This window comes from Rhizobium sp. NXC24, from assembly GCF_002944315.1.
GTDB lineage: Bacteria > Pseudomonadota > Alphaproteobacteria > Rhizobiales > Rhizobiaceae > Rhizobium.
The window spans coordinates 1,978,171-2,000,314 of record NZ_CP024311.1 but is presented as its reverse complement, the minus strand read 5'-3'; the positions used below and the strand labels follow the sequence as shown (position 1 = coordinate 2,000,314).

General features: G+C 56.3%; 31 protein-coding genes. 13 read left to right on the top strand and 18 right to left on the bottom strand.

Annotation, left to right across the window (positions count from 1 at the left end):
• The first annotated feature begins 5 nt into the window (after positions 1–5).
• The 5 genes from NXC24_RS09880 to NXC24_RS09860 all read left to right on the top strand — a co-directional run bounded on the left by NXC24_RS09880 (position 6) and on the right by NXC24_RS09860 (position 6,420).
• A complete protein-coding gene (locus tag NXC24_RS09880) occupies positions 6–800 on the top strand; it encodes a response regulator transcription factor (RefSeq protein WP_104823113.1) in 795 nt (264 codons plus the stop codon).
• Positions 801–1,391: 591 nt separating this feature from the next.
• Positions 1,392–3,026 carry a glycosyltransferase family 2 protein gene (locus tag NXC24_RS09875; RefSeq protein WP_245463958.1) on the top strand — a complete coding sequence of 545 codons (1,635 nt, stop codon included), beginning with the start codon at positions 1,392–1,394 and terminating at the stop codon, positions 3,024–3,026.
• A 161-nt stretch (positions 3,027–3,187) separates the two neighbouring features.
• The gene (locus NXC24_RS09870; RefSeq protein WP_104823112.1) at positions 3,188–3,652 is read left to right on the top strand and encodes a MarR family transcriptional regulator; all 465 of its coding nucleotides are present in this window, start codon (positions 3,188–3,190) and stop codon (positions 3,650–3,652) included.
• Positions 3,645–4,883: an HlyD family secretion protein gene (locus NXC24_RS09865; protein ID WP_104823111.1), complete on the top strand. Its 1,239-nt coding sequence runs from the start codon at positions 3,645–3,647 to the stop codon at positions 4,881–4,883. Before NXC24_RS09870 ends, NXC24_RS09865 begins: the two co-directional genes overlap by 8 nt.
• Complete coding sequence (locus NXC24_RS09860) at positions 4,876–6,420, top strand: DHA2 family efflux MFS transporter permease subunit (RefSeq protein ID WP_104823110.1); 1,545 nt, start codon at positions 4,876–4,878, stop codon at positions 6,418–6,420. Before NXC24_RS09865 ends, NXC24_RS09860 begins: the two co-directional genes overlap by 8 nt.
• 123 nt (positions 6,421–6,543) lie before the next feature.
• Here NXC24_RS09860 and NXC24_RS09855 read toward each other — a convergent pair whose 3' ends face one another.
• Complete coding sequence (locus NXC24_RS09855; RefSeq protein WP_104825097.1) at positions 6,544–7,140, bottom strand: DNA-3-methyladenine glycosylase; 597 nt, start codon at positions 7,138–7,140, stop codon at positions 6,544–6,546.
• Between the two features lie 190 nt (positions 7,141–7,330).
• Between NXC24_RS09855 and NXC24_RS09850 the strand changes: the two genes are divergently transcribed.
• A complete protein-coding gene (locus NXC24_RS09850; protein WP_104823109.1) occupies positions 7,331–7,585 on the top strand; it encodes a hypothetical protein in 255 nt (84 codons plus the stop codon).
• 360 nt (positions 7,586–7,945) lie between these two features.
• Here the strand turns inward: NXC24_RS09850 and NXC24_RS09845 are convergent, their stop codons facing one another.
• Positions 7,946–8,533: a hypothetical protein gene (locus tag NXC24_RS09845; protein WP_104823108.1), complete on the bottom strand. Its 588-nt coding sequence runs from the start codon at positions 8,531–8,533 to the stop codon at positions 7,946–7,948.
• A 346-nt stretch (positions 8,534–8,879) separates the two neighbouring features.
• Here NXC24_RS09845 and NXC24_RS09840 point away from each other — a divergent pair, with 346 nt between their 5' ends.
• From NXC24_RS09840 to NXC24_RS09820, 5 genes are all read left to right on the top strand, one after another.
• The gene (locus NXC24_RS09840; protein WP_104823107.1) at positions 8,880–9,479 is read left to right on the top strand and encodes a hypothetical protein; all 600 of its coding nucleotides are present in this window, start codon (positions 8,880–8,882) and stop codon (positions 9,477–9,479) included.
• 125 nt (positions 9,480–9,604) lie between these two features.
• Positions 9,605–9,859, top strand: coding sequence for a hypothetical protein (locus tag NXC24_RS09835; protein ID WP_104823106.1), 255 nt, complete (start codon positions 9,605–9,607; stop codon positions 9,857–9,859).
• A gap of 66 nt (positions 9,860–9,925) precedes the next feature.
• Complete coding sequence (locus NXC24_RS09830; protein WP_104823105.1) at positions 9,926–10,252, top strand: hypothetical protein; 327 nt, start codon at positions 9,926–9,928, stop codon at positions 10,250–10,252.
• Between the two features lie 56 nt (positions 10,253–10,308).
• On the top strand, positions 10,309–10,821 hold the full coding sequence (locus NXC24_RS09825; protein WP_104823104.1) for a hypothetical protein: 513 nt from the start codon (positions 10,309–10,311) through the stop codon (positions 10,819–10,821).
• 245 nt (positions 10,822–11,066) lie between these two features.
• Entirely contained in the window at positions 11,067–11,330 is a 264-nt protein-coding gene (locus NXC24_RS09820; protein ID WP_104823103.1) for a hypothetical protein, read from the top strand.
• 85 nt (positions 11,331–11,415) lie between these two features.
• Here NXC24_RS09820 and NXC24_RS09815 read toward each other — a convergent pair whose 3' ends face one another.
• Entirely contained in the window at positions 11,416–12,057 is a 642-nt protein-coding gene (locus NXC24_RS09815) for a DUF3102 domain-containing protein (RefSeq protein WP_245463957.1), read from the bottom strand.
• A gap of 121 nt (positions 12,058–12,178) precedes the next feature.
• Between NXC24_RS09815 and NXC24_RS09810 the strand changes: the two genes are divergently transcribed.
• The gene (locus NXC24_RS09810; protein ID WP_104823102.1) at positions 12,179–12,427 is read left to right on the top strand and encodes a hypothetical protein; all 249 of its coding nucleotides are present in this window, start codon (positions 12,179–12,181) and stop codon (positions 12,425–12,427) included.
• A 29-nt stretch (positions 12,428–12,456) separates the two neighbouring features.
• Here the strand turns inward: NXC24_RS09810 and NXC24_RS09805 are convergent, their stop codons facing one another.
• From NXC24_RS09805 to NXC24_RS09775, 7 genes are all read right to left on the bottom strand, one after another.
• On the bottom strand, positions 12,457–12,744 hold the full coding sequence (locus NXC24_RS09805; RefSeq protein ID WP_104823101.1) for a hypothetical protein: 288 nt from the start codon (positions 12,742–12,744) through the stop codon (positions 12,457–12,459).
• Positions 12,741–13,601 carry a hypothetical protein gene (locus NXC24_RS09800; RefSeq protein WP_104823100.1) on the bottom strand — a complete coding sequence of 287 codons (861 nt, stop codon included), beginning with the start codon at positions 13,599–13,601 and terminating at the stop codon, positions 12,741–12,743. Before NXC24_RS09800 ends, NXC24_RS09805 begins: the two co-directional genes overlap by 4 nt.
• Positions 13,602–13,866: 265 nt before the next feature.
• Positions 13,867–14,559 carry a hypothetical protein gene (locus NXC24_RS09795; RefSeq protein WP_158704452.1) on the bottom strand — a complete coding sequence of 231 codons (693 nt, stop codon included), beginning with the start codon at positions 14,557–14,559 and terminating at the stop codon, positions 13,867–13,869.
• A 26-nt stretch (positions 14,560–14,585) separates the two neighbouring features.
• Complete coding sequence (locus tag NXC24_RS09790) at positions 14,586–15,197, bottom strand: hypothetical protein (protein ID WP_158704451.1); 612 nt, start codon at positions 15,195–15,197, stop codon at positions 14,586–14,588.
• Positions 15,198–15,208: 11 nt separating this feature from the next.
• On the bottom strand, positions 15,209–16,696 hold the full coding sequence (locus tag NXC24_RS09785) for a hypothetical protein (RefSeq protein WP_199773548.1): 1,488 nt from the start codon (positions 16,694–16,696) through the stop codon (positions 15,209–15,211).
• On the bottom strand, positions 16,693–16,956 hold the full coding sequence (locus tag NXC24_RS09780; protein WP_245463956.1) for a hypothetical protein: 264 nt from the start codon (positions 16,954–16,956) through the stop codon (positions 16,693–16,695). Before NXC24_RS09780 ends, NXC24_RS09785 begins: the two co-directional genes overlap by 4 nt.
• Before the next feature lie 235 nt (positions 16,957–17,191).
• Positions 17,192–17,836, bottom strand: coding sequence for a recombinase family protein (locus NXC24_RS09775; RefSeq protein ID WP_104823096.1), 645 nt, complete (start codon positions 17,834–17,836; stop codon positions 17,192–17,194).
• A 247-nt stretch (positions 17,837–18,083) separates the two neighbouring features.
• Here NXC24_RS09775 and NXC24_RS09770 point away from each other — a divergent pair, with 247 nt between their 5' ends.
• On the top strand, positions 18,084–18,632 hold the full coding sequence (locus tag NXC24_RS09770; protein ID WP_104823095.1) for a hypothetical protein: 549 nt from the start codon (positions 18,084–18,086) through the stop codon (positions 18,630–18,632).
• Between the two features lie 58 nt (positions 18,633–18,690).
• Here the strand turns inward: NXC24_RS09770 and NXC24_RS09765 are convergent, their stop codons facing one another.
• The 8 genes from NXC24_RS09765 to NXC24_RS09730 all read right to left on the bottom strand — a co-directional run bounded on the left by NXC24_RS09765 (position 18,691) and on the right by NXC24_RS09730 (position 22,063).
• Positions 18,691–19,155, bottom strand: coding sequence for a hypothetical protein (locus NXC24_RS09765; RefSeq protein ID WP_104823094.1), 465 nt, complete (start codon positions 19,153–19,155; stop codon positions 18,691–18,693).
• A gap of 64 nt (positions 19,156–19,219) precedes the next feature.
• Positions 19,220–19,426, bottom strand: a complete 207-nt coding sequence (locus tag NXC24_RS09760; protein ID WP_104823093.1) for a DNA-binding protein — start codon at positions 19,424–19,426, stop codon at positions 19,220–19,222.
• Complete coding sequence (locus tag NXC24_RS09755) at positions 19,423–19,635, bottom strand: hypothetical protein (RefSeq protein WP_104823092.1); 213 nt, start codon at positions 19,633–19,635, stop codon at positions 19,423–19,425. The genes NXC24_RS09760 and NXC24_RS09755 overlap by 4 nt, the downstream gene beginning before the upstream one ends.
• Positions 19,632–19,949, bottom strand: coding sequence for a DUF6074 family protein (locus NXC24_RS09750; RefSeq protein WP_104823091.1), 318 nt, complete (start codon positions 19,947–19,949; stop codon positions 19,632–19,634). The genes NXC24_RS09755 and NXC24_RS09750 overlap by 4 nt, the downstream gene beginning before the upstream one ends.
• A gap of 83 nt (positions 19,950–20,032) precedes the next feature.
• On the bottom strand, positions 20,033–20,563 hold the full coding sequence (locus NXC24_RS09745) for a hypothetical protein (RefSeq protein WP_104823090.1): 531 nt from the start codon (positions 20,561–20,563) through the stop codon (positions 20,033–20,035).
• A complete protein-coding gene (locus tag NXC24_RS09740) occupies positions 20,560–20,757 on the bottom strand; it encodes a hypothetical protein (RefSeq protein WP_104823089.1) in 198 nt (65 codons plus the stop codon). Before NXC24_RS09740 ends, NXC24_RS09745 begins: the two co-directional genes overlap by 4 nt.
• On the bottom strand, positions 20,757–21,185 hold the full coding sequence (locus NXC24_RS35465) for a hypothetical protein (protein ID WP_199773547.1): 429 nt from the start codon (positions 21,183–21,185) through the stop codon (positions 20,757–20,759). Before NXC24_RS35465 ends, NXC24_RS09740 begins: the two co-directional genes overlap by 1 nt.
• A complete protein-coding gene (locus NXC24_RS09730; RefSeq protein WP_158704450.1) occupies positions 21,182–22,063 on the bottom strand; it encodes a hypothetical protein in 882 nt (293 codons plus the stop codon). The genes NXC24_RS35465 and NXC24_RS09730 overlap by 4 nt, the downstream gene beginning before the upstream one ends.
• Between the last annotated feature and the right edge of the window lie 81 nt (positions 22,064–22,144).

The following is a 22,144-nucleotide window of genomic DNA, read 5'->3' as shown; positions in this document are numbered from 1 at the left end:
CACAAATGTACATCGCAAGCGTAAGAACAGGGGATGCTGAGGACAATCATAACATCATAAACTTGAGAGAGACTATCGTCGTACTGGCGGATGCCGATCTCTTTTCTGAATGCCTGGTGCAGACTTTAGGCACCAGATTTGCAGCATATGACATCATTAGCATTACCGACCCGAAGGCACTTCAGGGCAAAGTTCTGGAGGGCGTTAAACTGATCCTGCTGTACCATCTTCAATCTGAGGAAATGCAGGACACTTTACATGCAATAAGGGCGAATTCGCCCGGAATATCGATCGGGCTGGTCGTTGAAACGATCGATCTGCACGATCCATACGTGGCCAGACTTGTCGAAGGACGGAATATACACGGCGTTCTGCCGCTCAATCTGCGCCTCGACGTGTTCATGGCAGCGATCGACCTGCTGATGAAAGGTGGCGAACACTTCCCCTCGGCGCTTCTACGCCGGCTCTCTGGGGACACGCCGCATCTCAGTCAGCCGCTCTATCAGGCACAGACGCGTTTTGCCACGAGCCATAGACCCTATGAGGATGCTATCGCCATGCGCAACGGCAGTCTGCAGGCACTGACCACGCGCGAGGTCCAAATATTGGATCTCATCTGCAAGGGGACACAGAACAAGATCATAGCGGACCAGCTCAGCCTGTCCGAAAATACGGTCAAGGTTCACGTCCGCAACATCTACAAGAAAATGAATGTCCGCAATCGAACGGAAGCGGCCTCACGCTTCTTCAATTCGGACAACGGGCTGGATCGGGATCCATCGCGTCGCTGGAGAAACTGATCCACGGATAGGAATTGAGAGGGGACGGCCGTTCGCGACATCGTGGGCGGCCGTTTTCTGTCTTCACCGGTTCCGGGCCGAAATATCTTATCGCTCGAAACGAAGGCCCGACCCAGGCCGCCCCGTATTTCCACTGCCGTTGCGTTAATCCCGCCGCTTAGGTCACTCCTGAAAGCGGACTATATTCCATGCACGACGCAGCCAATATCTCACCTGTGAAATAGCTATTTAGTATAGTTTGCCTAATCATTCATCAGATTTCCGTTGACGTAGCGTAAAGTAGTTTTATCATTGTCTCATTCACCAAGTTAACGTCCGATTCGATACTGGTGAAAATTGTAAATATGCACGAATTGTTACTGTAAATAAATTTACGTTACTCCTCTCAATCAATGTATTTTAAGTACAGCATGCGGCCTATAGGAGCCGTTATTTGATACGGGGAGGGAGGTGTAGTGCGTAGATTTGTTCCCATGGATGGCGGTCCTTTCTCCTCAAAAGGGTTGCCATCCACCCTTACACATCAAGCTGAAACGGCTCTTGTCAGCGGCGCAACACCGCCACCCTCTCTTTCGTTCTGAAGGTGACACGATGGGCAAGATCCCTGCCGTCAAAGCCGCTGTAATCCACGCCATGCTTCAGCCTTCCGTCGAACCCGCCGATATTGGTCCGGCGACGGAGCGGGTGTTCGAAGGCAGGATGCGCTTTGCCAATCTGATCGGCATCACCGTCTGGACGGCAACCATGACCTTCTTCTGGCTGTGGTGGCTGCGCAGCGATCACATCATCGGCTGGCCATCCTATCTGCTGGTGACGCTCGTTCTTGCCTGGATCACCGGCTTGCCCGCCTATTTCATCGTCATCGTCCATGATGCGCGGCGGATGCCGCAAGCTGGCGGACCGTTGCCAGCAGGGCGCATCGCCATGGTCGTTACCAGAGCATCATCCGACCCTCTTTCCCTCGTGCAAACGACCTTGCGGGCAATGCTCGATCAAACGGGCTGCGATTTCGATGTCTGGTTGGCGGAGGAAAAACCCAGCCTGGAAATGATGAAATGGTGCATGGAACACGGCGTCTTCACCTCCACGACGCGCGGGAGCGCCGGGGCTGACGCTCCCGATCTTTCGCCGCATTGCAAGCAAGGCAATCTCAGGTCTTTCTACGATCACTTCGGCTATGAAAGATATGATTTCGTCGTGCAAATCGATGCCGGCCATGTGCCCGAAAGGATCTATCTCCGCGAAATTGTTCGGCCATTCCGCGATCCCTCCGTTGGCTATGTGTCGGCGCCGAGTATCTCAGACGCCGATGCGGCATCGAGCTGGGCGGCGAGGGGCAGGCTCTCTGCCGACGCCGGCATTCAGGGGGTGCTGCAGTCCGGCTACAACAATGGCTGGGCACCGCTCTGTATGGGCACGCACTATGCTGTGCGCACCGCGGCTTTGAAGGAAATCGGTGGCCCCGGGCCGGAACCGGCGGAAGATCTTTCGACGACACTGGCGATGAATGCCAGCGGCTGGCGCGGTACCCATGCGCTGGATGCGATCGCCCATGGCGACGGTCCGGCGACCTTCGCAGATCTCATGATGCAGGAATTTGACCGGTCGCGCAGCCGAATGACCACCCTGTTGCGGTATTCGACGGCCTATATGCCGAAACTGCCTGGATGGTTGAAATTCCAGTTGTTATTCTCCGAGCTTTGGTATCCGCTGTTTTCCTTGGGCTTGGCTATCATCTTCATGCTGCCGATCGTCGCGCTTCTGACCGGCCACAGCTTTGCCGATGTCACCTATCCCGCTTTCCTGCTGCATTTCCTGCCGATCGCTGGCGCGATGATCGCGATCGCTTTCATCTGGCGCGCCACCGGTGCATTCCGACCCGCCGATGCCAGGATCATAAGCTGGGAGAGCATGGCATTTCTGCTCCTGCGCTGGCCCTGGTCGCTGATGGGCTGCGCAGCCGCAATTCGCGATCGTCTCACGCGTTCTCCGAGCGATTCCCGCGTCGCGCCCGAGAGGATCGCAGAAGCACGTGCGCTGCCGCTTCGCGTCTTGGCGCCCTATATCGCGATCAGCCTTGCTTCCGCGCTGGCGATGGTCTTTGCTGCGGATCGGGAGGCTGCCCAAGGCCTCTTTATCTTTGCCGCGATCAATACGTTGATCTATGCGGCGCTGATCGGTCTGATCATCGCCCGGCATAGAACGGAAAGCATGCCTTCCCGTTAAGCGCTCGCCTAACCCCGCGAGCCTGCGACATCTTTGCGACACCTCCTGCGACATTTTTGACGATCTGCACAAGATCGTGCGTTGGCCCCTTGTATCGCATGCTTACTTACTATACGTGACAGCATTATAAGGTTGCTTATGAATAGCAGGCTTCTTATCCCATGAATTCGACACCAACTCTCGGCTTTCTCCTGCATGACGTTGCCCGGCTTCTTCGGAAGCGGTTCGAGCAGCGTGCGAAAGATATGGGACTGACGCGTTCGCAGTGGCAAACGCTCGCCTATCTCTCGAACAATGAAGGGATCCACCAGGCGGGTCTTGCCGAGATGTTGGAAATCGAGCCGATCACGCTGGTGCGCATCCTCGACAAGCTGGCCGAACGCGGCCTGGTCGAACGCCGCCAGCACCCGAACGATCGGCGAAGCTGGATGCTTTACATGCGCGAGGAAGCGCGGCCGTTGCTCGACACCATGCGCAGCATAGGCGACCAAACCCGCAAGGAGGCCCTGGATGGGGTCTCTTCCGAAGATCATGAGCGCCTTTATCAGTTGCTCACCCTTATGAAATCGAACCTGGTCCAGGCCTGCCGCGCAACGGTGGGCGACAAAGAGACAAATCATGGCTGACGCATCTTCTTCGCTTCGCGTTCCCGCAAACGTGAACTCCGCCAACGAACAGACCGCAATCGAGCAGAACCAAGCCGCAGTCGCCGAGGCGCCGTCTTCCAATCCCGCTCCGGCACCCGCCGCTGCCGGCACCGCCGCTCCGGTTGCTCCTCCCGAAAAGCCGCGCAAGCGCCGCAGCCCGACGCGGCCGATCCTCTTCGCGCTGCTGCCGGTCGCCCTTGTCATCGGCGGCTATTACTACGTCACCGGCGGGCAGATAATGTCCACCGACAATGCCTATATTCAGGCCGATATGGTCGGTGTTTCCACCGACGTTTCCGGCACGGTGATTTCGGTCGACGTGCATGAAAACGAGGTGGTGAAGAAGGGGCAGGTGCTCTTCCGCCTGAAGCCCGACTCCTTCCGTATTGCGCTGGAAGGCGCTGAGGCGCAGCTTGGCAATGCCCGCAACCAGATCCTGAACCTGCAGGCTAGCTACAAGCAATCGCTGGCGGAAATCGCCCAGGCGCAGGCCGATATTCCCTATTTCCAGACCGAATACGACCGCCAGCAGAACCTGATCAATAGCTCGGTCGCCTCCAAGGCCGCCTATGATCAGGCCAAGCACAATCTCGATGCGGCACAGCAAAAGGTCTCCGTCGCCCAGGCGCAGGCTGCAACCACGCTCGCGCAGCTCGGCGGCAATGCCGACCAGCCGGTGGAGCAGAATCCGGTTTACCTGCAGGCCAAGGCCGCCGTCGACAATGCGCAGCGTGAGCTTGACGACACGGTCGTGCGTGCACCCTTCGACGGTATTACCGCCAATGTTCCGTCGCTCCAGGTCGGCGCCTATCTGACGGCCGCACAGCAGGGCTTCTCGCTGGTCTCCACCACCCATATGTGGATCAATGCCAGCCCGAAGGAAACCGAGCTCACGCATGTCCGGCCCGGTCAGAAGGTCTCGATCTCGGTCGATGCCTATCCGGGCGTGACCTGGAAGGGCACCGTCGCCAGCATCTCGCCGGCCTCGGGCGCGAGCTTCTCGCTGCTGCCGGCGCAGAACACCACCGGCAACTGGGTCAAGGTCGTACAGCGGATTCCGATGATCGTCAGCATCGACGACATGCAGGGCAAGCCGCCGCTGCGTGTCGGCATGAGTGTCGTCGCCGATGTCGATACTGGCCATGCCCGTGGCCTGCCGGACTTCGTTGCAAACCTGTTGGGCCAATCCCACGGTCAGGACCATGAGTAACGCTGCTGCTGCTTCACCCTCCGGCCCGATCGCCAATCGCGGTGCCATTACCGCCTGCGTCATCCTGGCGGTCATCATGCAGGCGCTGGACACCACCATCGCCAACGTCGCTCTGCCCCATATCCAGGGTGACGTTTCAGCGAGCGCCGATCAAATCAACTGGGTTCTGACATCTTATATCGTCGCCGCCGCCATCATGACGCCGCCGTCGGGTTTTCTCTCGGCAAAATTCGGCCGCAAGCGCGTGCTGCTGGTGGCGATCGCCGGTTTCGTCGTCGCCTCCGTTCTCTGCGGCCTGGCGCAGTCGCTGAACCAGATCGTCGGCTTCCGCCTGCTGCAGGGCCTGTTCGGCGCAGCGCTCGTACCGCTGTCGCAGGGGATTCTTCTCGACATCTACAATGTCGAAGAGCGCGGCAAGGCCATGGCATTGTTCGGTGTCTCGGTCATGGTCGGTCCGGTGCTGGGGCCGGTCATCGGCGGCTGGCTGACGGACAATATGAGCTGGCGCTGGGTGTTCTATATCAATGTGCCGATCGGCGCGCTCGCCTTTGCCGGCATCGTCATCTACGTGACGGAAACCAAGCTCGACGCGCTCGCCAAGCTCGATCTCTTCGGCTTCAGCATGCTGTCAATCGCCATTGCCGCCCTGCAGCTTTTCCTCGATCGCGGCGAGCAGCTCGATTGGTTCTATTCAGGCGAAATCATCATCGAGGCTCTGGTTTGCGTCTGCGCTTTCTATCTCTTCCTGGTGCATACGTTTACGGCGGAACGGTCCTTCGTGAACCCGCGATTGTTCCTGGACCAGAATTTCGCCGTCAGCATGCTGTTCATTTTCGTCGTCGGCGTCACCTATCTGGCGTCGCTGGCGCTGATGACGCCCTATCTGCAGACGCTGATGGGCTACCCGGTCGTCACCGCCGGCATCGTCATGGGTCCGCGCGGGCTCGGCACGATGCTGTGCATGTTCGTCGTCGGGCGGCTGATCGGCAAGGTGGATACGCGCTGGCTGCTGTTCTTTGGCCTCGCCCTGACCGCTTGGGCGATGTACGACATGACCGGCTGGACGCCAGATGTTTCGCAATGGACGCTGATTTCAGTCGGTTTCGTCCAGGGGGCGGGGCTCGGCTTCCTGTTCGTGCCGTTAACGACGATCGCCTTTGCGACGCTGCCTGCGCAGATGCGCGGCGAGGGTACCGGCCTCTACAACCTCTCGCGTAACATCGGCTCGAGCGTCGGCATCTCTGTCGTCTCGGCGCTGATCACCGAAAATACCCAGGTCAACCACTCGACTATCGCCGCCTATGTGACGCCGTTCAACCGCTATTTCGATGCCACGGCCGCGCAAGCCATCAGCCCCGTGACCGCTGTCGGCCGCGCAGCACTCGACGGCGTGATTACCACGCAGGCGACGATCATCGCTTATATGGACGATTTCAAACTGCTGATGCTGATGTCGATCTTCGCCATGCCGTTGCTTTTGCTGCTGCGCAAGCCCAAGGCGCCGCCGGCCGTCGACCACAGCATCGCGATGGAGTAGCTGCGTAGTCTTTCCAGTTTCACTACGCGGCAGCATGACCGCCGGGCTCCACCCCGGCGGTCTTTTTCAGAGCAATTTCAGGAAAAGTGCGCAGCGGTTTTTCGTCCGAAATTGCGTGGCGCTCTAAGGAAACCGGCGGCTGACGAAGCGTGAGCCGGCGGCGCCGAAGCGCCATAGCGGATCGACATTTTTAGTAATCCCGATCCGCTTGCCTGCGACCACCGGCACCGGCTCGGCCAAGATGAACTCGAAAGGCGAGGCGTCCAGCGCCAGGCCGTTCAGGCTGATATCCACGCCCAAGGCCTGCGTCAGCTTTCCCGGGCCATTGCAGAGATCGACAAAGTCGGCAACACCGCGCCGCCGGACCATGTCCGCGATGCCGCTTTCCGGCTCCAATGCCCGGATGAGCACGGCGCTGGCGCCTTGGCAGACGAAATTCAGGCACCAGTGAATGCCGTAGGAGCGGTAGATATAGACCCGGCCCGCCGGCCCAAACATCGCCGCCGTGCGCGCCGTCGGTCCGCGAAAGCTATGGGATGCCTCATCATCCGGCCGATAGGCCTCCGTCTCGACGATTCGCCCGCCGGCACCGGCGACCGCGAGGCGCGCGCCGATGAGATCGGACGCTACGGTGACCGCATCGCGGGAGAAAAAGGCGGTGAGGGCGGGGCCAGCCAAAGGCTTGGGGCCGATTGATAAGGGCTGGTCGTCAGGCGTCATGGGCGAGGGCGGTGTCCACTGGTTATTCGAAGCCGAATCTTGCGAAGCTCTCGTCTCGATAATCCCTTTCGCTGAAATCATAGCCGGATGGGATTTCAGCGCATCGATCTGTATCATTTCTTTACGCGGGTTCAGAAACGAAATGTTCTCTGATAGGGAAGGGAGGTTGTGAGACTCGGACTGGAAGAAAATGGCTGCGCGGGATCGATATTCAAGAAAGCTCGAATGCTCTCAGTGTGGCAATAGCGGCTTCGCCGAGGTTTCGGAGGATGACAATCCGCGCCGTGAAAACCCCGGCTTTCTCGTGGACGAAATGCCGGCGGGCTTTTTCGACGAGCGCAAATCGAACGATCCGGCGAAATACATGATCCGCTGCCGCTGCGGCAGTGTCTTCCCATTCAAGCGCAAATCTCACTACGCGCCCGGCGGCGAGCCGAGGGCATAGGGCCCATTGCCTGGCTGCGCCAATTCGTTCGGTGCGGAGTTCAATCAGGCCGGTTGACGCTCCGGCCCGAATAGCTGTAAAGCCAGCCGACCACATTTACTGAGGCAATGCGCTTCAGCGACAGGAAGAGTGTCCGAGTGGTTTAAGGAACCGGTCTTGAAATTCGGTTCTAGACGTCCTTCCTTATTTGTTCTCATCATGGGAAATACCGAGAAATAACGGTATTTCGCGGGAAAAGGGACATCGTGAACCTGATTGTCTGCGACCGTGCTACCGAGTTGGGTAGCAAAATGGTAGCAAAAATGTTCTATCATCGTTCACGGTTCCCCTCCGCTGCTTCGGCAAATTTCAGTCAACTGATCACCGATCTGTCCAATAAGCTCGTAGTTCGCCGCCGAACATCTCCACTGCACGCGTAATGGCCTGAAAATTCGGATAATCGCTGCGATAACCCCGAGTCTGAAAATACTGTTTGGTGCGGCATTCCTCGTCGAGATCTCGCATCGTCCATTTGATCTCGTAGCAACGGATGCGGACAGCATCTAGCGGCTGAATTCCGGTGATTTTGTAGGGCTTTTTCTTTCTCCGATACCCATAATATCGGGCCACCGCTTGAATGCTCGTCCAGTTTGAGAAAGGGAACGCTGCGCAAATCTCCTCCCGTGAACATTCTGGATACATCTTTCGAAGCTTCTGTTTTTCGAGTGGCGTCCACTGGTGAACTTTACGGCCAAGCCCCAGTTTACGAAATTGAGCTTCAATAGCGCCTCGTGTGCGCTTTGGGAGAAAGCGCGCGATCAATCCCGAATAGGGATAGAAGAGACGAAGGACTGTATTTTCCTCTTCGCTCCATATCTTTTTTCCGCTGAACGTGTAGCCTGACCACCTCAGGCGCTTACGCATGCTCTCAGCGCTGCGGGCGCCTTTGACATAATAGGCGAGATTCATCGCTAACCTCTTTTGCGTCATTTCATGGTGAGGTTCTGAGTCGGATCGAATCACAAATTTGGTTTTCCAAAGGATTTGTGGGATACGATTTCGAACCTTGTAGGGAGAGATGCCGATGATGGGCAGCAAAGGCAGTACCAATGCATCCGAGTACGACGCCTTCTCTCGTCGAAGCCGGAGGCTGATCTCTTGGGGCAGTGGGGAGCTTAAGAAGATCAAGCGCGCGTTCTGGAAGCGTGAACGCAAGGCCTCCCGCAAAGCGGAAGTTGACAGGTAACCTATAGGCGAATTCTAGCCATCGACATTCGCGTGAATATTGACAAGATGGCCTCATGTGGAGGCTGTTATGAAAATTCCCTTATCAGCTTTGGTTGTTGCTGTATTACTGTGTTCTGCGCCTCAAAGTTATTCCGAGGATCTCGTCACATTGACGAAGAGTCCTGCAGACAATGATACGACGTTTTGGCAATTGGATTTGACTGGAAAAGTCGATGATCTGGTCATCAATCAAGTAACTGTCAACCGCGGATGCCGATCTCAAGAGAGCATTCCGATGCCTATAAACGTTCCTTTCGGGAAGTCCGGAACATTTGCTCATTACCCCTGTGATCCGATCGAAGTGACGATCGACACTAACCACGGCGAAGAAACCTTTTCCTGGGATGCCTTTACGCAAGGCGGCATCAGCATCCAGAAATTCAACCACCTCGATGGGACATGGTTTTTTGCAATCACAAATCGAACGGCGAGCCTTAAAATTAACAGTGTTGTTGTGAACCGTGGAAATTGTCCTGGAGTGACAAAGTTGCAAACCTTTGAAACGCCTGAAAGCAACGGCAGTTTAGCATTCGGACAGCGGTATTTGGCGACCACGTTTCTGTGCAATCCGATTGAAGTTACGGTCATTACCGACGCCGGAACTCAGACCTTCAACTGGGACCAATGATTGTTGTTTGGCCAAAGCGATTGCTTGACAATCGCTCAGGATCGCGCGTATTTCAATCCTGCGTGGCAACAAGGTTGCCCCTCGACTTCGTTCATGTCCAAAAACGAACTTTTGAGATCGCGGCAATGGCGGACAATCCTGAAACAAAGGAAGCCATTGTTATGCTCACAGAAAAAATCCGTGAAGATCGCGTCCGTCGAGCCCTAAAGAAGAGGGGCATGAGGCTGGCGAAAACTCCCTCGCGCTCATGGCTGCGAGATTATTATGGCCCCGGCTATATGATTATCGACACCACATTGAATGCCGTCGTGTCGGGCGGCAGCAATCGGGCATATTCAGATTCGTTGGAAGACGTGGAAGATTTCACGTTCTGTGGATAAATTCCGTCAGCAAGGGAGGCCGGGGCGATTGCTCCGGCTTTCACCCAATTTGAAGGATGATGACTGATGTCTATCGATGGATACTTTTTGTCGAAGTTGTCGGCCGGCGTAGGCTGCTTGGTGGGATTGGGCGATATACGCATGCGAGTCGAGGCCGCGTTTACAGCTATGATCACAATCAGGCCCGAACAGTTTTCCAACCCAGAGATCGGCGATCGGTACAGGGAGCTTTTCGATCGGTGTACGTCCCGTGCCGCCGAAATCGATGGCGAAGGTACGATCCGAGCGACCTTACGCCATATGAGCGATGAAGATGTCTCTGAGGTGGCACATAAAATTTTTGAGCTTCACAATTGGTTGCTCTCCGAAAGGGCTCCCGCAGCGTTGATGTGATCCGATTCAAAACTCGACACTTCCGATTCCTAAGGATGAAGTAACGGGGGGAATGAATGGGCAGCACAGACGTTTGGTTCGCCGAGCGAACGCCTGAACTCCTCGCGGAGATTGGCAAGGTTACCGTTCGCTGGGCCGCGATCGATCTCGTGCTCCTCGACATTAGCTACATCGCGCTTCGCAATTATGAGGCCGCAGTTGCGATTATTCTGAGTGGATCGGTAGCCGGTCGGCAACGGCTTGAAGCTTTCAATGCGGTAGTTGCCGGATCGTATTTCAACCTGGCGGAACGCCAATCAATTCTGAAAGTGACGGAAAAGCTTCGCGAGTTGGCAACGAAACGAAACGCCATCGTGCACTCCCCGTTGGTTGTCTCCTACTCGGTCCGAGATAGAAGAACATTCGAACGCCGGCTGACCTGGGTGGATCGCAAGGGCAAACAAACAACTGTGTCAATTGAAGACCTGAAGCAACATGTCTTGGACGTCGGCGATGCGCTGAGCGAGCTAGAGAAGATCGCCACCGCCCTGCAAGAGGCATATCTTACGCCGTCCGACCTTGAGTCGTAGGTATGGAAACATCTGATCATCCGCCATTTCCGATTCCTAAAAGTAACGGGAGAAGAGGTAACATCATGGTTATTCCTTCACCATCCGTATGCCGCCTCTCACGGAGATGTGGAGGAGCCGGTCAACTGATATTGGTCGTTCCTTATTGACAGATTCGATTGAAATCTGACGTCCGTCATGATCTCATGCCGGGTATTTCGACCCTGATATTTCCCGTAATCTTGCGCCGTTACTTAGGAGATCCGATGTCCGAATATTCGCTCGACACCTACACCTGCGAATCATGCAAATGTGCGATCGTTGTCAATTGCGTCTGGGAACCGGGCGGAATGAATGACTACGGCGGATTTATCGTTCAGTGTCGATCCTGCAATACTATTCAGGAAATTTATGTTGGCCGCGACGTCAATAGCTCCAGTATTCGCAGCGGCGCCATTTTGCTAGGCCGCTACGATAGAGACCTTGAAGGGGACCGAGAAACGACGAGGCAAAGGCATGGGCTCGACTAAGGCCGTCTTGCGCAGGCGATGGAAAATTCCCACTAAATTCGACTCAGCTACACGCTTCGAAACTTTGACCTGAACCCGAGACAGGTTATGCCGCCTTCGCCATCCGCATGTAGCGCTGCACCGTGCCGTAGCTCAGTCCAGATTGCTCCTCCACCCATGGCAGCCATTCGCCGCGGGGCAGGTGGGATTTGATCTCGATCAGCTTTCGACCCATCTCGATCGCTTGCTCACGATTGGCATTGCTACGGGCACGGCCGACTTCAGGAACCTTGTTCTTGAGGGTGCTGGCCGTGTCCTTAGTCGACATGCGCTCCTGGCTGTAGGTACATAGACGCCAATAGATGGCGCCGGCCAAGGCGTGACGCTGATTGACGACGCCGCGGAGCTGGCTAATCGTGCAGATGATCGGTCCAAGGGGAATTTCGTCCCACCACTGCAACCATTCCGAGGTCCGTTCCTCCACCCATTCCGGACAGGCCCGTATCAGGTCAGAGACGGCCCACAAGCTCGATTGCTCGATCAGAGCGTTGTTTCCTCGGGTCTCGCCCAATGTCGTCATTACGAGCCGGAAATGGCCTTCCCCATATTTCGCCAGGATCTGGCACATGGTAGCCACGGCGCGGGTTTGTCCGGGCATGGGGTAGATATTGGCCGGAATAATCTCGATGTCATATTCGGCGCAGATCGCGCGCACGGTCGCTCCGAATTTATCGCTATTTGGCATCATACTTTATCCTGACGGGTGGGAAGCCTTCGTTGGGCGCCGTCGATTCCTATCAAGTTCATTGACTCAACCAAATTAGCGGCGCGTAATGCAACTGTGGTGAGAAACCAACGGGAGAGGGCGCATGGCCGACGAAATCGATACCTTGAACAAATACATCGAAAAGCTAATGGAGCGACGGCTTCAAGTCGCTACTACCATGCTCAAAGATGCATCGCCGCCCGACATTCAGATCAACACCGCCGCAAAGAGCGCGAACAATTTTGTTCAGATCCAAGCGGGCATCGAGGCCGCACGAAAAGCTCTTGGCGAGTTGACCGGAAAGCCCGCTAACTCCTTGAAAGAAACGATCCCGGTGGCGCCGATCAAGTGAATATGCCTGATGCTGGATCGGCAATAGGCTTATGCAGCTTGCTCGCCGAAAATGAGCTGGTACCTCTGGTTGAGAAATCCGGCTATGCTCGCTATGTCTTGTGCCCAGGCAATGCCAGACACTTCCGCCCAAAGTGAAGCTGCGCTTATACAGACGTTGGCGGCTCCATCGATCGTGAGCGATGGAGCCGGTGATAAAAAGCTCTCTAGCGCCTGTTCCATTTCAAACGTCTTTTGGATGAGATCGAGACGGTTGTGGTCCAGGGCGGCGGCATACATTTCGCCGATTGTGGGAAGTGGAAATTCTGGACTAATCATTGGGTACCTACCGTGATGAGTTCGAGCGTCATGAACCATTTGCCGTTCGGAACTTGGGAATCGAGTTCGTAGATGATGGACAAGACTTGCCATTTGCCGTTGGCCGGGGTGAGATCGCTTTTCACTTCGACCAACGAAAGTTGCTTGACATCTGGGTTAAATAGGCACCGGACGATGACGATGTTTTGGTTGAACATCGGGTAGCCGACCAGTCCGGTATCTGGCGAGATCAGAATGGCGTCTCCCTGCCGCGGTTGCCCGCGCGGAGAGATAACCATCTTATTAGGCTCGTAGATCAGGTCGAAATTGCCATGACGGGCGATTGCCATGGCCTGCGTCCACGCCGTCCCGCCAAAATACGGGTTCGAGAGTTTGACGTTGACGCCATTATTTTCGAAGGCGAAGCCCATCTGCTTCGCAAGATTGCCCATCATGCCGGCTGCATCCGCGGATCCGCGAACCGTCAACGGCGGTGCTGGTTTGACGGCTGCAAACGTACCCGGAGTCGCCTGGACGCGAAAAGCCACGTTTGGCTGGCTGTTCCCGTCAACGAAAGCATTGAATATCCGGCCGCCGAACACGCGCGTAGTGGCGGTGTCCGCATCGCCGGCCTCGACTGTAATGGCATTGTTATAACGGGCGTTGAGCTGGCTTCCCACGGTGCTGAGTTGGTTCATCAACGACAAAGGCAAGCCCCAGATCGACAGATTCATGGTGCTGCTGGAAGCTCCGCCAGTTGCATCAATGATTGCGGAACAGCGCAAACCGCTTATCGTGGCTCTGTTGTTTTTACCCGATCCGAACGAGCCGTTCGCGAGATCGAAGTTCACGACAATCTGCTTTTCAGTGAAGCTCATGGCGCACCCCACGCATGAGCGATGCCGGCCCCGAGCGAAACAGGAGAAACGCCCGAAGCCGGCATGTACGGCACAGCAATCAGATGCCGATTAGCCATCCCCGGCATAAAAAGGAGGAACCGTGATGGCCTGCCGGTGTTCTTTCTGGCGACGACACCGCCGGCTGGTCGCCCCTGCGTCCGATACTGCGCACGTCGCAGGAATATGGCGCGCATCCCTGAGGAGGCGACGAAGCAACCAAATGCGCGCCAATGCGTGTTCATGATCAATTCGCCTCCGGAAGCGGGGCGTTGGCGTCATGCCTCAATTTCTCCACAGCCTGCCGCCAGCCGGCCAGGACAGGTTCAGCGGCCGGAGAAGCGGTTATGCCAGCGTAAGGAGATTCCAAGACCGGCCACTGGAAGAGGTAATTGAGCTTCTTCCGGCGCTCCGTCATGGGCCATTGATCGTCTCCGATGCCGGCCGCAAATTTCAATTCGAGCAGCTTTTTCATGTACCGGTCGCGCAGGTCGATCGCTTCAGCATGTAGGCGATCAATCTCACCGCCTACGATCCTTGCAATAGCGCTATCCCGCCGACGTTCTGCCGAATCCAATTCTCTCGCGGTATCGTCATCGGCACCGCGAACGACCTGAAGCGCTGCCTGTGCAGCGGCAAGGTTTTCATTCGCGGTGACTAGCCGGGCGTGAGCGGAAGCCATGATATTGTCAGGCCCCGCATTCGTTCCGGTGAGCGCGGCTTCAACCATGCGGGAGCGCAAGGTGTTGCGAGCGGACTCTACAGCCTGCTCGGCGGCATCCTGTTCATCGATGGCATTGGTCACGATGTTCTGAGCACGAGTTACCGCCGCCTGCTTTTCGGCAGTGCTGCGCTGCAGACGCGCAATTTCATCCAGAGCTTGGGCCAACTCAACCCGATCGGGATCATGAGGAGGCTTCTTGCCGCCGATCGCCAACATTGCAATCTTTGCCATGGTGCTCTCCATCAAACCTTGATGCGCTTGGCTTCGGGATACATCTCGTAGAACGACGCCGCGCCTTTCGCAGTCATGTGACTTGGCTTTGGAGCGGATTGCTGGCCCATCGTATTGACCTGGAGACGAGCAGCGTCTGGGAATCGTTGAGCAAAGCTTTTGGCTGCAGCGCTGTCCATGGCCGGTGGTCTGTCGTCGGCGAATTCGCCACCAGGTTTGGGCATGCCGGAAAACGAGGGAGGGCTATCCTTGGCGGCACGCTCGTTATCGTCTTCCTCATCGTCGCCGGTCTCCGCTTCCATGCAGGCTTCACGTAGCGCCGCCCAGCCTTCCGGGGAAAGCTTCGAAGCCAGTTCGCGAAGGAATGCCATGCCGGCTTCACCGGGAGAAACAACACCGTCTGGATCTCCATCCATGGCATAACGTGCAGTGTCGAATTTGCCGCCCTTCGAGAAGTCTTTCAGAAGCACTCGAATCTGCTTGCCGGGAACGCGGCGAATGTTTTGGGGCTTGGCATCGAAAGCACCCTCAGACGGCGGAGCCGTGAGATGAGGATTGGCGGTCAGGAAGACTCTGAAGTTGTTCAACTCCCGGTCAGGGATCATGCGGTGTGGGTGTGGCATAGAGAAACCTTTCATCGTAGGCCGCCACCGAAGCGCGGCATGAATTGTCGATTGGTGTAAGAGCCGGGTTTTGCCGCTTGGCGAATGGCTTCATCGCTGATGACCATAGGACCGCGCTTGCCGAGCACCTGAAACACAGCCCCAGCGACAGCGTTGGAAACGTCGTCATGAAATGCAGCGCCCGGAGGATGATCGATGATGTCGCGGCCACTCGATCCGGAGCGGCGCTCAAGTTCCACGAGCTGATTTGTGGCTCTCTCATTGTCGAGGAGGCTGACGCGACCGGAATTGAGGGCAGGGACCAACGCCGCATAAAGCGATGACTTCGGTTCCGTGCTGCGCTCATAGGTGACACCGTGCCGGCTGAAGGGCTCCTTGCACCATTCCCCGCCGAAATTGTCGCCGGTGACCGAATGGATGCCGTAGGACTTCAGCAGTTCGCAGAAGTCCTTGGTGACGGCTTCCGGGCTGTAAGGTGGCTTGCGCTCGCGTAGCACGTCCAGAACGGCCCCGTTGCCCTCCTTGTGTGCAATGCCGAGCGTCATGCTGTCCGAGCTGCCGCCAGAGGGGTCGACGAAACCGTAGTAGCGGGTGCCGGGCTCACGAGCACGTTCCACGACGCCAGTATCTACCGCGGCTTCTACCACTTCGCGGGCTAGCAGCGTCTCGACGTCGGTTCGGAACTTGCCGCCATACTCCGCGCTGGCTGCAGACGGATCACGTTCATAGGCTCGATCGATGACACGCTGGGGGAGGGTGCTGTTGAAAACTTTCGACTCCCCATTTGCGATCAGGATGAGGGGATCACCGTCAGGCTTGAAATCCTTGCGGTAGTTGGTCCAAAGCTCTCCACGGCGCGCGTAGGGCGAGCTGATGCATACCAGAGGGCCTTCGGTTGTTGCCAACGCTGGGCGGGCCGCTGCGAGGATTTCCTTGTCCGGATTCTTCGAACCTTCGATCGACCAGAACGCGATCTCATCGCAAATTATGGCAATGGCGGTGATTGATCGGATCGTCTTGAAATTGGCCGGCACGATGGCGATATCGACACGCGTTGAAAGCCTTATGGCGTCCGCAGTCGGCTCGCCCTCAAGCAGGGCGCTGAGATCGGCCGAGTGCTGCAGGATGCCGGCGACGTGCATAAAGGCACGGGACGCCTGATAGGTGTTCGCGGCAAGGACAGGAAGCACAGCGCGTTCACCAGGAGCAAGGCGATCCGTCCAGTCGATGCACGTCGAGAGATACGATCCCAGAACAGCCGCTGCACGCGTCTTGCCACTGCGGCGGCCCGCAACCGTCCAGAACTCTTCAACGCGCTCCTGAGGCTCCTGTGCGCGGCCGGTGACGAGGGTGAAAAGCTCCCGCTCCTCAGCCGTCAGTGTCTCGCCCATCGCGGCCATCAGCAGAGCACGCCAGATCGCCCAGGATTCGCCGGCAATGGCTTGTCCGAGTAGATTGTCGTCTGCCAATGCTTCGCGAAGGCTCGTGAGGATTTTCAAGCGGCAACACCCCTACCGCTGAAGATGTCAGCCTGGGAACGACGGCGCTGCTTACCGGTTGGCTTGACGCCAAGCTGCTTCAACAGGCGAGCATGCAGGTTTGTCAGACGCACGAGAGTTTCATGGTCGACCGCTTCTCCACGGACGATAGCAGACTGCAGTTTCTCACTTTCGACCGTAACGGCAGCCAATTGCCGAACGAGCGCGCGTTGGGGTTCAGTGAGACCGTCAGCCCCACCAAGGTCATCAGCGAAGGACATGCAGAGATCTCGATAGCGCCGACCGAGAGAGCTTCGGTTGTCAACGCCTTCCAATAACCACGATCCATTCGAAATCGCGGAACGATTGCGGCTTGATGTGTCGATGTTCGGTGTCTGATCTGTACTCATAACCCAGAAATGACCGGGTTTCGTTGGCACATCAACGGCCGTTGTCGATGTTACGGGCAGCCACGTATAAACACGTTATTGCACGTTTATCAAAGGCTTGTTGGCATCAATCAATGTTACGATCAAGGATACGCTTAACCGTCATGGCTTTCAATCCGTATGCGTCACCGATCTTGCGCAGGCTGTCGCCATTGGCTCGCGCGAGGTGCATGGCGCGGATAGTGGTTTGCTGTTCCTTGTTCTCCACCAGCCTGCCATCGACTACATCAAAGCCGAATGGCGTCTTTCCGCCCCCATAGACGCCCTGGGACGCGAGATGACGCTTAACCTCTTTGATCCTCTCCCGGATACGCTCACGCTCATTCTCGGCCACGGCAGAGAGGATGGTGAACACGAGCTTCGATATGCCGTTGCCGGTAACATCGCCGCCGAGGTCGATCATCACAAGCCCGGTGCCCTGAGCCTTCAATTCCTCAAGCGTTGCAAGGGCATCAGATGCCGAGCGAAACATGCGATCAAGCTTCGGAGTGATGATGATATCGCCTTTGTCGGCGATGGCGAGGAGGCGTTGCCCTTCGGGACGATCGGCGAGCGGGACAGATCCAGACACGCCAGCCTCTACGAAGATTTCAGAAACCGTCCAGCCTTGCATCATGGCGTAGCCGGTGATCTTTGCTTTCTGCGTTTCCAGGCTATCGCCGTTCGTCGCCTGCTCGGAAGTGGAGACGCGAACATATCCGAAAACCTTCATCACAACACCCGTTCTGTAACTTTGCTTTAGCACTGTTACGATGATAGCAATGTTACAGCTAAATGCAAGCGCATTTGGTGCGGTCGAGAAGACTCGAACTTTGGGAACAAAATTCTAGCGACCGGTCGATTTGTTGCGCCGTAGCAAAGCATCCAAATTGTTCGAACTGGCTACCGATATTTCGGTATTTTCAGCATGCGTTCCTCGTGAGAGCTTAATGATCCATAAGCATTGTGGGGAGTGTGTTATGGCGGATGCTTCCAATGACGGCCACGATGGTAAGGGCACCAGTCTTGAACAACTCGAAGCTCTTAAAAAGCGATACGATATCCTGAAATGGATAGTTGGCGTTGGAATCGGCCTTGCCGTGGGTGCGTTTACTGTAGGACTCTATTACCGATCAGCGCTTACGTTCATCAATGATAAGTCTGTGCCGCCGGGGATGATTGCATTCTTCGGCGGTGCTACATGTCCGGGGCACTGGACCCGCGCTGATGAACTGCGTGGACGATATGTTGTCGGTGGCGACCCTAACCACATCGAGGACATCGGAAAGGCTGTTGGCACCGCTCTGGAAAGCGGCGAGGACAGACCGGCCGGCGCTCATACCCATGTCACTGAGAATACCCAGCCGATAGCGAATGCCGGTCGGGACAGGATGATGGGTGGGGGCAATGGGGGATTCATTGATCCTGGCTTCAAGAGCGACGGCGGCGCTGACCTGGCTGGGAAACCACTGAAGGCTGGCACGAATGCGCCCTATATCATTCTAGCCGCCTGTAAGTCCCCCAGCTAATCGCCCGAGAGCTTCTAGGTAGCTGCTGGTGATCTCGCCAATCAAGGGTAGTCAAACCCTACGGCTTAAAAATCGAAATGGCTAAACTGATGATGCTGATTCCAACTGCGACCCACGTTGTCCAAGGTTTGTAGCGCATTTCTATTTCGGCATAGGTCTCACGGCGCAAAAGCGCCTTCCCCTCATCGGTGAGGTAGTAGGTACCGTGGACACGGGACCATATCCAGTATTTGTCATCATAAACTGGATCTTCCGATATAGGGCGGGAAGGGATTGGGACTGACCAAGCCCTTGCACGACGGATATGGTTCTGTGTCTCGATTTGATCTATCTCGGCGTCGAGTAGCTCGCGCTGGTTATCGTAATCAGCATAGGCATGCTGCCATTCGTCTGAGCCACGTCGCAGCTTTTCTTTCTGCATCTTCGTGCGGAATGCAGCGTCTACATCTTCCAGATCGTATCTCAGCGTAGCCAAACGATGTCGATCGTCGCGCCATTTTAAAAGTTTAGATAGCAGTCCCACGAAGTACGCCCCAAATATCCTAATTTCCTCTTCGGATAGTATGTGACGTATCGGGCATGTTTCATCAATCTGTGGCGTTCCGCAAGCTGTGCGATCGCTGTTCCTTCTCTTCGATCCATTCGACCAGTTTTGTCTTTCTGGCGCACACAGTTCGGCCCATGCGGAACGTCGGTAGATTTCCGCGTTCATCGTGCCAAGAGACCTGCCGAGGAGATAGACCGAGGAAGCGCGCTATGGCCTTGTGGCCCGTGAGGATTTCTACGTCGGTCACGCAACATCTCCATCGGCATCGTCTAAGATGAGAGCGCGGCGCTGGTCGCCGATCAACCTAAAATGGCTCTCAGGTTTGCGCTCGATCGTAAGCAGTTTGTATTTGTAGTAGGTGACCAGCTCACGCATTTCTGGTGACGGATCTGGATACGCTTCCAAATTTTTAAGCGTGTACGTGATGCGCTTTATTTCATCTTCTTGGGTTTTCATGCCGCACCTCGCGGATCGTTGTTGCCGCCGGCAGATCGTCCATAGCTGAGACGCGTCATCTCGTTCTCGACCTTGGTCCAGAACGCGCCAATTTGCTCGTCGACTTCGATTTCCGAGAGACCAACTTTCTCAAGGTGATTCAGCAGCGCCTCAGTAACCTGCTTCATGTACCACTCGCGATGGTTGTCTGTTGTCTTGGTCAACATCTTGCTGGCAACGTCGCGGATCTTGCCGACACGACGGGAAAGTGGATATGTGATCACCCTGCAAGCTGGCTGCCAAGCGAAGAGTGGAAGGTCGGTGTAAGACTTCATGCGAGCCTCCGGAATTGAGCACCCATGTGGCTAGATTAGATACTGTATGCTGTGGGCATACCATTCGATCTGAAAATCCATCGTCATCGTGTGCCGTGGGCATACACTTTTGACTTTATGGTATGCCCTCGTCCCACCATGTCGGTCGGCATGGTATGCCATGGGCGTACCATTGGTATGCTCTCGGCATACCGTGAATTTTTCTCAGATACCGGTTTCCAGCTCATAAAATCTCTCGTCGGACTGAGCGACCGGAGAGGGAGATCGACAGGGTATTCAGTCAAAATCCAGCGTGTCGCGCGACCGCCGGGCTCCTTGTTCTCCTTCCAGTGGAAAGAGCCGGCCTGCGATACGCGGATAAAACCCTTCTCCATGAGGCCAATGAACGCAGATGCGATCGGCTTGTTGCTGCAGTTCAACAAAGCTTCTGCCTCACGGTGCGAGAGGGGAATGTCTCCGTTGTTTTGACCGTTGTAGCGCTGCTTCAACTCCATGTAGAGGCAGCGCTCATACACATTTGTCGCCCGCCATGCCGCAGAATCCAGAAGCCATTGATGCATCTGGAAAAAACGCTCGCCCTTAGGCTTACGGTTTTTTGCCTTGGATTTGGTCATCCATTTGCCTTTCTGAAAATTCGATACCGGTGCGACAACGCTGCAGCCTCGCACGCTTCAAGGGCAGACAAGGGGAAGCGCTTTCGCAGCTCGGGTATGATCGGCTGTGGAGGCGGATTTTGATCCGCCAGCCACTGGGCCGCCTCTACGACGGCCTCGCTGTGTTGATGTTCGGGTGCGGTGAGGTCGGCCATTAGATAAGCCTCCCATAGGCCGATGAAACGCGTGTAGCTTCGAGCGCCCTAGCGAGCTTGCGCTTGTCCTTCACATGATCGCGAAGAAGCTTGCGTCCGATGTGATGACCGTCGCCATTGAACGCCATCGCGGTTTCGCCAAAACCGATAGCATCATGAGGGTCGCAAGCAACCCATCCTTCCGCAACGTCCGGCGTTCCACAGCGCGGATTGCCCCACCCAAGAAATGGCTCGCTGTCGCCCTCATCCTCAAGATCGTGCCGTTCATCCTGAACATCGCCGCCTTCACGGTCCTCATCGGCGGGGTATGTGTCGGCCAAATACGGTTCGAGATTTTCATCACCATCGATGAGATCCAGGAGAGCGATAAGCTCCTCGATGCGAGCTTCAAGTTCGGCGCGGCGGTGTTGCAAAGAAATTGCGGTCATACCTGCGCCTCCTCTCCCGCGCCGATAACGGCATGAATGAAGCGGCAAAACTCACCCCAACGGCCGGGTGTATTCGGATCACCGTCGAACAAGCCAGACGCCTGCAGCGCGCGCGCCTTGATCCGCAATCCTTCATGCGTGAATGCCGGAATCATGGAAATCTTCGCACTGGCTTCCTTTACGGCAGCATCAGCATCAACAATGCGCTGCGCCGCCGGCACGACGCCCGCAGCCTCTGACAGGCGGGCTGTTTCGGCCTCATAGGCAACAGCAAGTTCAAGCCGTTGCTTCCATTGCGCCAGACCTTCGTTCCTCCATGCCCGATTACGCACCAATGCTTTTTCGGTGCGTCCTTTCGGAGTATACTGGGAGAGTTCGTCGATACGCTTGCGCGCTTCCTCCGAGGTGTGGACGTGAAAGCACTGTCTCTCGTTCTGCTCTCGGAATTCGCGAGCCAGCCGCTTGGTAAGAACGCTGGTATCTCTGAACAAAAAGCGACCGATGATATCCCGCTCCGCATACTTGAGGTATTCGAAGCTATTTTGGTGAGCATTGGCACCGCCGAGAAGTTCTTCAGGCGCGAGCGGCCACAAATGGCGCCATTCATCGCCGATCCAATCTAGCGCCTTCGTTGCGTCCGCGAATTCAGACTGAGCGGCGACCAGCCTGTCATATGCTTGAAGCAGATCAGTGTTCTCGTGCGCCGTATCTGTGGCCAAGGAAGGTTCAGGATGCGCATGGGCGACGTTTGGGCTGATGAGTGCTGCGGGAACGATCGAGGCTGCTGCCAGGCCGGGTAACGCGGATAGGAACAATCGGCGGCTGGTGGGTAGGCCTAGCGCCGCGGCTCCGGTAGTGGTATTGATGATGTCGTTCATTTTCTCATCCTCATGAGTGTTTGGACCATGGCTCGGAACCGCTGCAACGGTTGCCGGGCCTTTTGTTTTCAGAAGGCCGAC

Coding starts and splice junctions, on each gene's coding strand:
- NXC24_RS35465 (WP_199773547.1), bottom strand. CDS start 21,185: ATGACCGCAATTTCTTTGCAACACCGCCGCGCCGAACTTGAAGCTCGC.
- NXC24_RS09845 (WP_104823108.1), bottom strand. CDS start 8,533: ATGAATCTCGCCTATTATGTCAAAGGCGCCCGCAGCGCTGAGAGCATG.
- NXC24_RS09780 (WP_245463956.1), bottom strand. CDS start 16,956: ATGTCCTTCGCTGATGACCTTGGTGGGGCTGACGGTCTCACTGAACCC.
- NXC24_RS09880 (WP_104823113.1), top strand. CDS start 6: ATGTACATCGCAAGCGTAAGAACAGGGGATGCTGAGGACAATCATAAC.
- NXC24_RS09770 (WP_104823095.1), top strand. CDS start 18,084: ATGGCGGATGCTTCCAATGACGGCCACGATGGTAAGGGCACCAGTCTT.
- NXC24_RS09865 (WP_104823111.1), top strand. CDS start 3,645: ATGGCTGACGCATCTTCTTCGCTTCGCGTTCCCGCAAACGTGAACTCC.
- NXC24_RS09745 (WP_104823090.1), bottom strand. CDS start 20,563: ATGACCAAATCCAAGGCAAAAAACCGTAAGCCTAAGGGCGAGCGTTTT.
- NXC24_RS09775 (WP_104823096.1), bottom strand. CDS start 17,836: ATGAAGGTTTTCGGATATGTTCGCGTCTCCACTTCCGAGCAGGCGACG.
- NXC24_RS09875 (WP_245463958.1), top strand. CDS start 1,392: ATGGGCAAGATCCCTGCCGTCAAAGCCGCTGTAATCCACGCCATGCTT.
- NXC24_RS09860 (WP_104823110.1), top strand. CDS start 4,876: ATGAGTAACGCTGCTGCTGCTTCACCCTCCGGCCCGATCGCCAATCGC.
- NXC24_RS09840 (WP_104823107.1), top strand. CDS start 8,880: ATGAAAATTCCCTTATCAGCTTTGGTTGTTGCTGTATTACTGTGTTCT.
- NXC24_RS09730 (WP_158704450.1), bottom strand. CDS start 22,063: ATGAACGACATCATCAATACCACTACCGGAGCCGCGGCGCTAGGCCTA.
- NXC24_RS09750 (WP_104823091.1), bottom strand. CDS start 19,949: ATGAAGTCTTACACCGACCTTCCACTCTTCGCTTGGCAGCCAGCTTGC.
- NXC24_RS09815 (WP_245463957.1), bottom strand. CDS start 12,057: ATGATGCCAAATAGCGATAAATTCGGAGCGACCGTGCGCGCGATCTGC.
- NXC24_RS09795 (WP_158704452.1), bottom strand. CDS start 14,559: ATGTTGGCGATCGGCGGCAAGAAGCCTCCTCATGATCCCGATCGGGTT.
- NXC24_RS09850 (WP_104823109.1), top strand. CDS start 7,331: ATGGCTGCGCGGGATCGATATTCAAGAAAGCTCGAATGCTCTCAGTGT.
- NXC24_RS09830 (WP_104823105.1), top strand. CDS start 9,926: ATGTCTATCGATGGATACTTTTTGTCGAAGTTGTCGGCCGGCGTAGGC.
- NXC24_RS09820 (WP_104823103.1), top strand. CDS start 11,067: ATGTCCGAATATTCGCTCGACACCTACACCTGCGAATCATGCAAATGT.
- NXC24_RS09800 (WP_104823100.1), bottom strand. CDS start 13,601: ATGAGCTTCACTGAAAAGCAGATTGTCGTGAACTTCGATCTCGCGAAC.
- NXC24_RS09835 (WP_104823106.1), top strand. CDS start 9,605: ATGGCGGACAATCCTGAAACAAAGGAAGCCATTGTTATGCTCACAGAA.
- NXC24_RS09825 (WP_104823104.1), top strand. CDS start 10,309: ATGGGCAGCACAGACGTTTGGTTCGCCGAGCGAACGCCTGAACTCCTC.
- NXC24_RS09870 (WP_104823112.1), top strand. CDS start 3,188: ATGAATTCGACACCAACTCTCGGCTTTCTCCTGCATGACGTTGCCCGG.
- NXC24_RS09810 (WP_104823102.1), top strand. CDS start 12,179: ATGGCCGACGAAATCGATACCTTGAACAAATACATCGAAAAGCTAATG.
- NXC24_RS09790 (WP_158704451.1), bottom strand. CDS start 15,197: ATGCCACACCCACACCGCATGATCCCTGACCGGGAGTTGAACAACTTC.
- NXC24_RS09740 (WP_104823089.1), bottom strand. CDS start 20,757: ATGGCCGACCTCACCGCACCCGAACATCAACACAGCGAGGCCGTCGTA.
- NXC24_RS09805 (WP_104823101.1), bottom strand. CDS start 12,744: ATGATTAGTCCAGAATTTCCACTTCCCACAATCGGCGAAATGTATGCC.
- NXC24_RS09755 (WP_104823092.1), bottom strand. CDS start 19,635: ATGAAAACCCAAGAAGATGAAATAAAGCGCATCACGTACACGCTTAAA.
- NXC24_RS09855 (WP_104825097.1), bottom strand. CDS start 7,140: ATGACGCCTGACGACCAGCCCTTATCAATCGGCCCCAAGCCTTTGGCT.